The sequence below is a fragment of the Chamaesiphon sp. VAR_48_metabat_135_sub genome (genome assembly GCF_031418915.1).
Lineage (GTDB): Bacteria > Cyanobacteriota > Cyanobacteriia > Cyanobacteriales > Chamaesiphonaceae > Chamaesiphon.
Genome location: NZ_JANOJV010000027.1, coordinates 1 through 12,560 on the forward strand (window position 1 = coordinate 1; position 12,560 = coordinate 12,560).

The 12,560-nt window shown below is 46.2% G+C and carries 8 protein-coding genes, 2 tRNA genes and 1 pseudogene; 7 read left to right on the forward strand and 4 right to left on the reverse strand.

The genetic code is table 11. The annotated features are described in order from the left end of the window. The first annotated feature begins 597 nt into the window (after positions 1-597). On the forward strand, positions 598-2,793 hold the full coding sequence (locus tag RMO55_RS02165) for a phosphoketolase (RefSeq protein WP_310422799.1): 2,196 nt from the start codon (positions 598-600) through the stop codon (positions 2,791-2,793). Positions 2,794-3,043: 250 nt separating this feature from the next. On the opposite strand, the gene RMO55_RS02170 is transcribed toward RMO55_RS02165, so the two are convergent. Then, positions 3,044-3,379 carry a 30S ribosomal protein PSRP-3 gene (locus RMO55_RS02170; protein ID WP_310422802.1) on the reverse strand — a complete coding sequence of 112 codons (336 nt, stop codon included), beginning with the start codon at positions 3,377-3,379 and terminating at the stop codon, positions 3,044-3,046. Between the two features lie 95 nt (positions 3,380-3,474). Here RMO55_RS02170 and RMO55_RS02175 point away from each other — a divergent pair, with 95 nt between their 5' ends. Then, positions 3,475-4,251 carry a TIGR01548 family HAD-type hydrolase gene (locus RMO55_RS02175; RefSeq protein ID WP_310422804.1) on the forward strand — a complete coding sequence of 259 codons (777 nt, stop codon included), beginning with the start codon at positions 3,475-3,477 and terminating at the stop codon, positions 4,249-4,251. Positions 4,252-4,265: 14 nt separating this feature from the next. On the opposite strand, the gene RMO55_RS02180 is transcribed toward RMO55_RS02175, so the two are convergent. Beyond that, positions 4,266-4,348, reverse strand: a tRNA-Ile gene (locus RMO55_RS02180). Between the two features lie 149 nt (positions 4,349-4,497). Between RMO55_RS02180 and RMO55_RS02185 the strand changes: the two genes are divergently transcribed. Next, positions 4,498-4,571: transfer RNA gene (locus RMO55_RS02185), tRNA-Val, on the forward strand. Positions 4,572-4,953: 382 nt separating this feature from the next. After that, positions 4,954-5,916, forward strand: coding sequence for a glycosyltransferase family 9 protein (locus RMO55_RS02190; RefSeq protein WP_310422807.1), 963 nt, complete (start codon positions 4,954-4,956; stop codon positions 5,914-5,916). Positions 5,917-6,073: 157 nt separating this feature from the next. Here the strand turns inward: RMO55_RS02190 and RMO55_RS02195 are convergent. Together RMO55_RS02195 and RMO55_RS02200 are read right to left on the reverse strand one after the other, a co-directional pair. Beyond that, a pseudogene (locus RMO55_RS02195) lies at positions 6,074-6,472 on the reverse strand (Uma2 family endonuclease); the annotation flags it as partial. A gap of 242 nt (positions 6,473-6,714) precedes the next feature. Then, positions 6,715-7,359: a phosphoribosyltransferase gene (locus RMO55_RS02200; RefSeq protein WP_310422813.1), complete on the reverse strand. Its 645-nt coding sequence runs from the start codon at positions 7,357-7,359 to the stop codon at positions 6,715-6,717. An 849-nt stretch (positions 7,360-8,208) separates the two neighbouring features. Here RMO55_RS02200 and RMO55_RS02205 point away from each other — a divergent pair. From RMO55_RS02205 to RMO55_RS02215, 3 genes are all read left to right on the forward strand, one after another. Next, the gene (locus RMO55_RS02205; protein WP_310422817.1) at positions 8,209-9,240 is read left to right on the forward strand and encodes a hypothetical protein; all 1,032 of its coding nucleotides are present in this window, start codon (positions 8,209-8,211) and stop codon (positions 9,238-9,240) included. Positions 9,241-9,439: 199 nt separating this feature from the next. Further along, complete coding sequence (locus RMO55_RS02210; RefSeq protein WP_310422820.1) at positions 9,440-11,845, forward strand: hypothetical protein; 2,406 nt, start codon at positions 9,440-9,442, stop codon at positions 11,843-11,845. 98 nt (positions 11,846-11,943) lie between these two features. Next, positions 11,944-12,560: DUF790 family protein (locus tag RMO55_RS02215; RefSeq protein ID WP_310422823.1), on the forward strand; the 617-nt coding region annotated here is incomplete at its 3' end.

The following is a 12,560-nucleotide window of genomic DNA, read 5'->3' on the forward strand; positions in this document are numbered from 1 at the left end:
GAAATAGTCGCAACTGGCAATGTTTGATATAAATTTGGACGGGATAGCGAGCCGCCACCACTTGCCTTTACACTCATTAGATCTTAAATCTCCCAACCGAATATTTTGTTAAGCCTAATCGAGTAGGGTCAAGGTTTTGGACTTGCCCGGATGAGGATGTAAATCCTGGGGATCGGTTGTCAATCGTTGCCGATTTTCAGCCAAACATCAGTTTTGCTCGGATCGTCACCCATAGGGCGATGGCGAACTTACTTATCACTCACTAACTCGATCGAAATTTGAATAATTGGGTCTGCCGAGGTGTTTAATCCCGTTTTCCCCATAGATGAAAATTGTCTCCGGTGAAACCAGGACAGCTTTCAGATTAAAACGTTTCGCTCGTCTATAGCTTGTTTATGAAGAAGTGTGTAGAAGTTAAATTTTACAATTACCTGTCAAAGATCCTAGAGGATTGAGGTGGTTTTATTAAAAAAAAGATAAGTTTTGTTACAAGAGAATTGGGTGTTGCGGCTCGCGCCCGCCTTATTAAAATGCGCCAATGACCCAGAATAGCTGGTAGCATCGATCGATATCTACTATTTTAAGGCAAATATACTTATGACTATTGCGGCTCACACTCCAGCATTTGCCGAGGGAATTCAGTATTTTGGGGAATTGCTCCCAGTGTTTGATACGCATGGAAGCACGCCAGTTATTGCTGTTGGGCAAACGGGAATCACCGATTCCAGCAATCCCACTGCTGCTTTTCAAACATTGCTCTATGCTGACGCGCTGCGTTATCTCACCCTTCAAGTCTGTGCCAGCAAAGCATCGGGACATCCAGGCGGATTCGCCAGTCAAGCGGAAGTCTATGCTTCATTGGTGATGCTCGGACATAAGAATATTCTGACCGAAGTCGGACATCATGCGCCTGGATTCTATAGTGCCATGTTTCTCGATCGCTCGCTCGAAGCGATGGGTATCGATACAGTTCAACAATTGCGGGACAAGTTCCGCGAGAAAGATGGGCTGATTGGACACTTATCGGGCTTTATCCCTGGTATTCTCGCTCCGGCGGGGCCGTTGGGTCAAGGGCAACATTTCGCTATGTCTGCGGCGAAATTGCACACTGATAAATTATTCCCTTTCACCGTCGGCGATGGTGGTTTGGGTGAGCCGTATATTATCAGCGCGATTCAGCATTTCCATACTGCGTTCCCGACGGTGACTAATTTCTTACCCGTATTAGTATGGAATGGTTACTCTCAGGAGCATCATAGTATGGTGTCTACCAAGACGAATCAGGAGATGCTCAGTTATTGGAGTGGTAACGGGTTTGAGGAAGTAATTCTGGTGAATGCCAAGGATTTCGACGATAAAAATCAGACTGGCGAATATGTCGATAGTACTTTATTCTCGATCGAGCAACGCCTAGCCTTTACTCAAGCTATTTTAGCGGGTGTGGATAAAGCGGCTAAATCTGCGATGAGTGGTAAATTAACCGTCTTTATCATCAAACAACTCAAAGGTGCAGGAGTTCACGCCACAGGTTCCAAATCTCATAACCTTTATGCTCATCACACCCTCGATAACGCCGATATTATCAGCGGCTTAAAAAATCGCGCTCTCCATCCCCAAGCCTGGGAACTAGTGCGAACTAATTGCGAACGTGCTGGTGGCGGTTCCTCCTCCAAAGTCGCTACTACCGAATCAGTATTCCCAGTACCTAGCCTCGGTACACTCCCGCTCGAAGAATACGCCATCGGCGAAGCCAAAGTATCCACCACCGCAATGGGGCGATTAGTCGGTTACGTCGGACAAACAGACAAAAACTTCCTCGTCACCAACGCCGATGGGAACGAAGCTTCAGGGATTGCCAATATCAACCAAGCCCTGAAAATCATCCACCCCACCACCGACGAATTATACTTCCAAGCACCCGACGGGCAAGTATACGAACCCCTGAGCGAAGACGCTTGCGCCGGATTAGCCGCAGGACTCGCCCTCATGGGTGCGCGTACCCTCTGGTGTTCCTACGAATCCTTCGCCATCAACGGTTTACCCATCTGGCAAACCGTCACCCAAGCAATGGCAGAATTGCGCCGCAAAACACCTTCCACCATCACCCTCTACACCGCAGGGGCACTAGAACAGGGGCGCAACGGTTGGACACACCAACGCCCAGAAATCGAAGCCTACTTCGCCTCAATGATGCGGAATGGTAACGTCTTCCCCGTCTTCCCACCCGATGCCAATAGCATCCAAGTTTGCTACGACTGGGCATTAACTACCCAAAATAAAGGCGTAGTCATCACTGCCAGTAAATCACCTCTACCCATCCGCACCACCTTCGCCCAAACTCGCCAAGGTTTGGAAGATGGCGCGGTAGTCTTGCAAGACATCCCTGGCGAGAAGCAAGTAGTCTTCGCAGTCATCGGTGACATGACGCTAGCACCAGCCTTTGAAGCCGCTGCGTTTTTAAAAACCGAAGGCATCGGCTCAAAAATCGTCTCGATTATTAATCCCCGTCGCCTCTATCGCCCTAGCGATGTTGCCTGGGATACCTGTAGCGAACCAGACGGCGGTTTCCTCTCCGATGCTAAATTCGCCGAAATCTTCGGCGGTAGTGCCCTAATTGGCATTACAGGCGGCGCACCAGCGATGCTCGAACCTGTGATGTTGCGATCGAATTCACCTCGCGACACCTTCGCATGGAAGCGCGGCGAAACTACGGCTACGGCGGGGGAATTGATGAAGTTTAATGGGATAACTGCTGAGGCTATTTGTAAGCGGGGACTAGAGTTGGTTAAGTAGGTATTGAGTTTCCCTGTCTCCGAAAGGAGACAGGAATTGATTGTTCCACGTATAAAACTGGACACATAGGCACATCGATCGCCAAGACTCGACGATCGATTATCGAACTGCAGCCACCGTCAAACTCGCAGACGGGGACACTTGCAGTGAATAACATGAGTAATCAATGGGGCGATTGCTGACTGTAACGGCAAGCCGTTCGGGTAATGGGGACAAATTAGCTAACATCGCCCAATACCCAACAGATGAATTAATTGCTGCCAGTAAAGATAACTTCAGGAAACTTGAGTTGCGCTTCAGGTAGGGGACGACCTTTACCTTCTTCTTGCCAATAGTTAATCACTTCAGTCGCCTGATTGAGAATACCCACTCGATCGACTTCCGCAATCCAGTGTTTGGCTTCTAATTCGGCTTTGAGCTGTTCCCACGCATCATTACGCGGCCAGAAAAAATAAGCAGTCAGAGGACTCAAGCCTTTACCAACTACTTGGTCTACAGCTAAAGCAACGTTCTCATCCAACCAGAGAACTTTTAAGATAAATTTGGATAATGTTACTGGTAACGTTTCAGTGATGGTTTCGGTCATATTCGATCGCTAGTTTGGCACACAATCCATTATTGTATCATTTACCGACCCTGAGAATATGGTAAATTTTGAATTAATTTAGTGGCAGGACGGAAATGAGCGCGATCGTCATATTTGATATCGATGGGGTAATTCGAGACGTTGGTAGTTCCTATCGTCGCGCATTAGCGGATACAGTAGCGGAGTTTACAAATGGAGTCTATCGTCCGACCGCGATCGAGATCGACAGACTCAAAGGTGAAGGCATCTGGAATAATGACTGGGAAGCCTCACAGGAGTTAATTTATCGCTATTTTGAAGGCCAAGGGCAGACTCGATCTGAATTAAACCTAGATTACGAAAGAATCGTTGCTTATTTCCAGACTAAATATCGCGGTACAGATCCGGTTAAATGGAATGGTTATATCTGTGACGAACCAATCTTAGCCAGTCTCGCCTACTTTGCCTCATTAACTGCTGCAACTATCCCCTGGGGCTTTTTTAGCGGAGCGACCCAAGGATCTGCTGGTTATATCCTCGAGCGTAGATTGGGCTTGACTGCGCCTGTTTTAGTGGCAATGGAAGACGCTCCAGGTAAGCCAGATCCACAAGGCTTATTTATGGCAGTTGCTAAGTTAGGATTGCAACACGGAAATATCGACTCGCTCCCAATTATCTATGTTGGGGATACTGTTGCAGATATGCAGACGATTATCAATGCCAGAAAGGTGCAAGCAGAGCGAGATTTTATGGCCATTGGTGTATTACCACCGCACATTCTCACAGAAGTCTCACAAGTCGATGGCTATCGCGAGAGTTTGGTTCAAGCGGGTGCCAGAGTGGTAATTAATAACGTCCAGGAATTGACACCCGGACTAATTGGTTCGCTCTGAATCGCTATTGTTAATCCAAGGTACAGGAATCGAACCTGTCTAGAGCTTCCGCTCGCGGATTATGAGTCCGCTGCCTAAACCGATCGGCCAACCTTGGAGACACTCCCCCATTTTAACATTGACTACCAACAATTGGCCATCGATTCTCCCCCAGAAAGACTACACCAACAATAATTTCCAAAATAACAAAATGTGGGACGGAGTCTTGACGCATACTAGTTGTTATGCTATCGTTAGAAACGGCAAGGACGTATAGCTCAGTTGGTTAGAGCGCATCGTTGACATCGATGAGGTCCCCCGTTCGAGTCGGGGTACGTCCATAGGTTGGTAATATAGCACGATAAGGCTTTTAGGAAACAAATCATGTCCTGAGAGCCAGATTTTGCTATGTATGGGTAGCAATATATAGGCTGTTTTGGCTGGGGGCTAAGTCGGTAGACTGTTACAAGCAGCGCGATCGCGAAGCGTCTCCGTTAGGAAAATCGAAGTCAAGCTAAAACTACTACGAGGTTAACATGACAGCCGCCACAGATACAGACATTCAGCAGATAGAAGATTTAATTGCAGGGAGCGTCAACAGGTACCTCTCGGTAAAAAGGATAATTTCGCAGGGGACTCTTTGCTACAATTAAAGAGGAGTAGGTAATTGGACCGCTATTCCTGCTAGAATCGATCGTACAAACAGCAGTAACTTGAGTACAAATGCGTATCCTGGCTCTTGTCCCTGGTGGAATTGGCGATCAAATCCTCTTCTTCCCCACAATCGATAATCTTAAAGGACGTTACCCAGAGGCAGAAATTGATGTAGTCGTCGAACCTAGGTCGACTGCGGCTTATCGCGTTTCCAAGTCTGTGGATAAAGTCATTGCCTTCGACTTCAAAGATACCAATGGCCCTGCTGACTGGGGTAATCTCCTGGGCATCATCCGCGATCGCGAGTATGATATTGCGATGTCCTTGGGGCGACGATTTGGTGTTGGCTTTCTCCTCTGGTTGACTGGTATTCCCGTCAGAATTGGTTTTGATGTGGGCATTAGTAAATTATTTCTCTCTAATCCTGTCGCACTAAATCTCGACCAGTATGCGGCGCAGATGTATCATGATTTGGTCAAAGGTTTGGGCGTAACCGACCCTTGTCCCGATTTGGGGGTAAATGTACCAACAGCAGATATTGACTGGGCAGAAGCCGAGCAGCAACGGTTGGGGATTAAAGATAGTGGTTATGTGTTAATCCACGGTGGCGCAAGTAAATTATCTCAAAAACTGGGGGTTAATAAGATTTATCCAGTGAAGCAGTGGCAACAAATTATTAAAGATTTGCAGACTCGTCAACCAAACATACCAGTAGTCATCATTAAAGGCCCTGATGATGGGGAGTTTATCGACTCAATGCTGGCTGTCTGTAACGATCTTAAAGTCATTAATCCGCCGGATATCGGTAAACTTGCGGCGATCGTTGCAGGTGCTAATCTAATGTTATGTACGAATAGTGCCCCGATGCATCTGGCGGTAGCTGTCGGTACTTATACGATCGCCCTGTTTGGCCCCAGCGATCCTGCTAAACTACTACCTCAGAATGGTCGATCGATCTCGATTAAGTCTCGGACTGGTAAAATCGCGGATATTCCACCTTCAGATGTTTTGGAGAAGATTTGGAAAGGGTAATTCTGTTGTGCTCTGCACGATCGCAATCGATCTATTGTAGGGTGCGTTAGCATCAGCATAATGCACCCAACGATCGCACATGTTACGCTCGCGCTATAGCTAACACACCCTAGGAGAGCAATTTTAGGATTGCGGCATGAAAACATCGATCGGAACAAGTGACATCGATTTCAATCGCTACATCTGGGGGCGGGTCTAGCTTCCAGTCGATCCGATCCTTACCCACTACCGCTTGCCAATTATCGATGTAGCAACAGTAATCCGGCTCAATTCCACCCACTTCGGGCAGCTCCATTGTAATCGGTATAAAAGCTTCATAATTACGCCCTTGACTCTCCAGGAGCACCTTGACAATATCTGCCAGGATATTCGCCTCGCGTCCGTGTCTGGGTAATGGACTCATTAGCAAAATCTCTCCAGGATAGTATTTGAGTCGGGGAATTGAGCCGTCGCCCCGACTGTCGCGCAATTTGCAATAATCATCCCAAGTACCAGGCATTCGCATCACCGAGCCAGGTGGAATTGAAATCCGATCTGTCGAAATAACTGCGGACAATATCGTTACCTTCCACGGATTTATGCCCTGAGCACTGCGATTGGGTAATTCAGTTGCTGGTGGTTGCATAGAAATCAATAATCGCTTTCAGCCACACAAATTCCTTTACATTTAATCCTGTTAGTAGCAGTCCGTTTGCAGTGAGGGCAGAGTATCGGTTCGTCCTTAACTTCACTACACGGCTCGCAATTCTCCTGGGGAGACGCTAGATCGATTTCTGATTCAACGGTCATAATTTACTTTCAACTAATGCTTCGATCCAAGAGGTCACAAACTTGAGCATCGGTAGTCTGGTCAAAATTATTATACCAAGAGCCGATCGCATAAAAAGGTTCTGGCATAATTAAGCAGACGAATAGATCGACAAAATCTCTCAATTGAACCACTACATCTCGAAAGGCTACTGGTACTGCGACGACAATCTGGGCTGGTTGTTGTTGCCTGATGACTTGAATTGCTGCTGTCATCGTGGCTCCAGTTGCCAACCCATCATCGACGACGATCGCGATTCGCTCCCGCAGATCCACTTCGGGACGATCGCCTCGATACACTCGATCGCGACGTTGTAATTCCCTCAGCTCGATTTCTGCCACGCGATCGATACTCGCCGCCGAGATCCCCAGTGTAGATACGATGAGATCGTTGAGATAAAGTCTCCCCTGAAGATCGATCGCGCCCATCGCAACTTCTGGATCTCCAGGTAGTCCCAATTTGTGCACCAGACAGATGTCTAGAGGTGCTTGGAGCGTCCGCGCGATCGGGTAGGCTACAGGCACGCCACCGCGCGGCAATCCCAACACAATTGTCTGTGGGTGACGAGCATAGCTCAAAAGTTGCTGGGAGAGTTTGCGTCCAGCTTCAGCCCGATCTCGAAATCTTTTATTCATTTAAAGATGTTCGGCACAAACTATTCTACTCAATTCTAGCAACAAAACGATCGGAACCTGGTACCGGTTCGATCTATTTCTGGATCGATCGCCTCGGAGCTGCAATTATACAGGTATAATTCATTGCTTGCATCAAGTAGCCTCGATCGGCTAACTGTAGAGGTAAATTCAGTAGTAATAGATCGAATGCATGTAAGTTATCATCATGTTTGTGTTCCATATCACTCTACTGTTTAATTCAGTAATGTTCCTTAAATATACAAGATTTAACTCAGCCATATAGCTTAAACATATTGAAAAAATAAAAATCTGTCAGTATATTGTCGCAACATTTGAGCAAACAGATACACGCCTCTTGTCAAACCATAAGGCAAGTCGTATTATGAATTTAATGAAATCTTACAAACAGCTCTCAACAGATTCTAATTCATCACTTTACTAAATAGATTGCGATCTGGAAAGTATTTGATGAACTAAGAACTCGGAACCAATCGATGGGAATTTCTCAGTTTTGCTGCAACATCACCCATTGCATTTAGCGATTTAATTAATCTAATTATTCAGGAAGAATATTTGTTTGTGTCTTTAACTCCTTGCTCTGGCAGGTATTATCGGCTTAGATTGCTGTGGACATATACACTACAGCATCCTGATTGTTTAGAAAAAAAGAAACCCGCCAACATGCTCTATGCTCTTTCGTCAGAGGCTTTGCCAACGATTAAATTGTCTAGAGGGTAATCTTGGCAACCATCATTTTCGAGTAGCTCTGTTGACGAGCCAGATTTTATATAAAACTTGTTTCCGAATTATACATTACCTAACTGTAAATACAGCTAAGGATCGAAAATTATGAATTTATCGTCTAAATTAACCCTAGCTCTAGCTGCTGGCTCTGTGCTCTTCCCTCTGGCAGCCCAGGCAGAACCGATGACTGGTTCTACTGCTGCTGCGGTATCGATCAAATTCCATGACTGTAATAATTGCACCAGCGGCACCAAAGGTGACTTCTCCTTAAATTCTGGTGGGAATGGCAATGGTGGTGGCACTGGAGTCAAAGAACTCTCTGCTGCTGTGGCGACTGGCGAAACAGAGTCTACAGCTAAATCTGCTAGTACAATTTTTGGTACTACTGCCGATGCCAGAGGTTACAGCATTCCAGTAACTTTCTCCTATGCAGTTCGCAGTGACATTAACAGCAGCAGCAGCAGTGCTGAGAACATATTCAGCAACCAATCTCAGAAAAATTCGTCTAACCAGTCTGCTAACAGCCAAGAAAGTGCTTCTGGTAGCAACAGTGGCAAAAATTCTGAGATTGCGGCTAACAGCCAATCCAAGAATGATGCTGCTAACAAGTCTGCTAACAAACAGAAAAGTTCTTCCAGCAGTGGCAATGGCGAAGGTCAATATCCCAGTGCATATGCCAAAGCATCTCAGAAGAGTTCGGCTAGCCAATCTGCCGACCAACAGAATAGTGCTTCTGCTAGCAACAGCGGTAAAAACTCTGAGATTGCGGCAAACAACCAATCTGGTAAGAGTTCTGCCAGCCAATCTGCCGACCAACAGAACAGTGCTTCTGGTAGCAACAGTGGTAAAAACTCTGAGACTGCTAGCAATAACCAATCTGGTAAGAGTTCTGCTAGTCAATCTGCCGACCAACAGAACAGTGCCTCCAACAGCAACAGTGGCAAAAATTCCGAAACTGCTAGCAACACCCAATCTCAGAAGAGTGCCGCCAGCCAATCGGCAAACAGTCAGGATGGTTTCACCAACACTGGTAGTAGCAAAAATGCTAATACACAAAATAGCAACAGCAGTGGAACTACTTATAACTACACTGGTTCTTCGGCTGGTTTATCCTTTATCCCTGGCATCGTCAAGTAGGTAGGAGAGTTTGATTCTATTTAGCTCCTAGAGATTGAGTCGAATCAACTTTTACTTACTCAAGCAAGTATCTATCCATCTCTAGTTTAGTTCGATGCCGATAACTCGGCCCGAACTGATAGGGATGGGTATTTTCTTACAAACGTCTTGACAAAGCTACTGGCGAAAGACTCGATTAATTGTTGGAGACCGGTCGGTCATGGATTCACAGTTATTAACCTATCTTAAAACTAAATCTAAATTAGCTTATGCTGGAATTGCGATCGCTAGCTGGTATTGTATTCTCGCGAGTAATGCTAGCGCGCAGACAACATCGACAGAATTAGCAGGCGCACTCAAAGAGAATAACGATAAGATAGTTCCCCCAACGCAAATATCGAGTACCACTAATAATTCCCCAACACGGCAACGTCCCGCACCAGAGGTTAGCGAAGATGGCGAAGATGGTGGTGGTAATCCAGCGGTAGATCCGCAGATTGCCCAAGTAACTACTCCCATTACCAACATTGTCCTACCCACGATTCTCTCGCCGCTACTCTTCCCAAATTTACTACCTCAAAGCACCCCAATCCAGCCGATTAATTCGATTTTCATTAAGGAGCTACTGCTCGCACCGAACAATACACCAGCAGTTCCTTCAGAAAATACCCCTACTCCACTCAAGCCAGGAGCGACGAAAGATCCGCGCTTTCTGATCCCCCCCGCAGAAACAAATCCCAATCTCGTCGATCCTTTCTCCACCCAAGTTCCGCTTAACGGGAATAAGGTTTCGCACTTTACTAGGACAGTAGCCACCGCAGGCTATGAAGCTGGTCCGTTTAGGAATAGCGATCTCAGCTTTGACATCTACAGGATGATTGGAGCCAAGAATACCCAAAGTGTGACTGCAGATCGAGTGGTACGGGTGAAGAGCCAACTGGACGTTGTGGGATTACGGACTGTCACTCAAAATCAGGATATTATCGTTTCTGTCGCCAAACCCCAAAATTTGTTGGGAGTGCGCCAGCAAATTAGCTTGGATGGTAACTGTTTGGACGGTTCGGGGCGAACCTGTACTTACCTACCTGGTATCAAAATTGATGATAGTGTTATCGACCCAGATAAATTGCAACCGAGGGGAGTACTGATTACCTCTCAATTTGGCGATGTGGTTTCACCGTCATCGGTAGCCGCGATGAGGGAACCAGGATTTCAGGGTGGAGCCAATGGCGCGAATTATGGCATTGACTTGTATATTCCCGCCATTGGGTTAGTCAATCTACCCCCAGGGACACTGGCAACTTTGACGGGGGAAAGACAGGAAAAGATTAGTCCAGGGATTGCTGTTAATGCCACTCAAGTCAGTCAGGATTTAGCCAACAATGGCAAAGAATCCACATTATCGCGGACGATCCGATCGGTAAATTATATTAACGGAGATCGCAATCAACTCGTCAATGCTTTTGTAAATGTAGCAGGGCAAATCTTACCAGAATTTCAGCCCAGTATCGCACCAGGGGAACCAGGCGCACGCATTGTTGTCAATCCAAATCTCTATCATGTGGCGAATGCCATCCGCATTCCTGATAATAGTCAGACCGTATTTCAATCGGGGACTGGCTATGCTGCTAGTCATGGTAGCGACCCCAGAGTCCCACCTGGAGCAAAACATCTGGCTCTGTGGGTGGGTTTATCCCCAGTAGTCGAGCGCGAGTTTGAGCGGGATTATCGTTATATTACCCTGCGCGATCCTCGGATTGTGACTAGTGGTGGTGGTGAAGGGGGTACTCTGCCAGTAGATGTGAACCTCAATGGGTTTGGGTTCAATTCTGGCGGCCTGAAAAATGCCTACGGACAAGGATATGTCTCGGTTTATAATCGAGATGTCCAGCGAGTTGATATTGAAAAGATTCGTCAACGCACGGATTATTATCCTCACGTTAGCTTAACAGGCGCGAATTTGAATGGCAATACCCAGTGGCGATATTTTACTGGAGCAATTGTTAATGCTGGATTTCAGCCCAAAACGGCATCACATGTCAAAGCGTATGTCGGTACCGATTACGCAATTGTCAATCCACGCGGATTGAGTTTAAATGTCGGAGGGATTGGTTATCTCAATCCCGATCCTGAATACTATAGTCAACTTTCGACTAGCGTCAATCAATCGATTTCCCTGGGAGCTAATCCGCGTAATAATCTGACCTTGGGGATCAATGCTAACTATGTAATCGATGGCGCGATCAAAATCCAATCGCTCCCCGTCCGCTCTGCGCAGAGCTATGTTAGTGCAGGGATGGTGGCGAATTTGGGAGATGTTTCCCTGGGCGGAACGCAGTTTTTTGGTAATCTCCTCCCAGAATCGGTTGAGAATAAAACGATCTTTAATGTGGGTTGGAAAATTACTGACAGGTTAAAAGTTGGTGGCTTTGTCAGTGCATTCGATCGAAATATGACTAAAAACCCTTTTGGTGCCAGCTTAGGTTTTGACTTAGATCCTAGTTCAAATTCTACGTTATATTTAGGCTGGAATGCGGCTGAAATTGATTTTCGCCGCACCCTCGGCCCGACAGCAAATATCTACAAAGATAATACTGTCAGTGTATCGCTGCGTTATGGATTTTAGAATCTGATTAGTAAGGGCAATTTATGAATTGCGCCTACTAATCAGATCTCCAATAGGATTACGATGTAAACTATCCACTATCTACCATCCACTAATTAATGCTCCCAGGCGAATTACTAATCTATCGATATAATGGCGAATCGATCGTCCCCAAACGGATTGAAATTGACGCTCATCATATTCAGATGGCGATCGAGATTATCGACTGTTTTAAGTCTGTTGTTGGTGGCACTCAGGGACAACTAGATGAGATGCTCTTGGAACTAGAAGGCGATAGTCCCGACTTTCGGATTAAGCGGGGATTTGCACATTTACTCAAGAGTAAAACCTTCAGTCTGTTTGAGGTTATTAGCCCTCTCCCACCGTCGGAACTGCGCGAACGAGTATATGCACTTTCAGCGATCTCTAGTCCTAGTGTAGATAATAGTAAGGCAACATTAGCGACCCTAGCTAGCAATCTCAGTCAAGAATTAAAACACGAAATTATTCCCGCCCAAATCACCCAAGGATTATATGCAGATATCCCAGACAATCGAATTTTGACAGAGTTTACTTCTCCCGATCCAGTCACGCTAATTCATCGTTATAATCTGTCCCAAGTTCAAGGCGTATTCTATCGCGCTAGCGAAATTACGATTAATGCTCATCGCAACGTCCCAGGACAATATAAGCTGCTATTTCGCTATTTAAAATTGTTCCAATTGATGACATATAT

Excerpts from the sequence above, each read along its gene's own strand:
- RMO55_RS02165 (WP_310422799.1), top strand. The coding sequence starts at position 598 with ATGACTATTGCGGCTCACACTCCAGCATTTGCCGAGGGAATTCAGTAT.
- RMO55_RS02170 (WP_310422802.1), bottom strand. The coding sequence starts at position 3,379 with ATGACCGAAACCATCACTGAAACGTTACCAGTAACATTATCCAAATTT.
- RMO55_RS02175 (WP_310422804.1), top strand. The coding sequence starts at position 3,475 with ATGAGCGCGATCGTCATATTTGATATCGATGGGGTAATTCGAGACGTT.
- RMO55_RS02190 (WP_310422807.1), top strand. The coding sequence starts at position 4,954 with ATGCGTATCCTGGCTCTTGTCCCTGGTGGAATTGGCGATCAAATCCTC.
- RMO55_RS02200 (WP_310422813.1), bottom strand. The coding sequence starts at position 7,359 with ATGAATAAAAGATTTCGAGATCGGGCTGAAGCTGGACGCAAACTCTCC.
- RMO55_RS02205 (WP_310422817.1), top strand. The coding sequence starts at position 8,209 with ATGAATTTATCGTCTAAATTAACCCTAGCTCTAGCTGCTGGCTCTGTG.
- RMO55_RS02210 (WP_310422820.1), top strand. The coding sequence starts at position 9,440 with ATGGATTCACAGTTATTAACCTATCTTAAAACTAAATCTAAATTAGCT.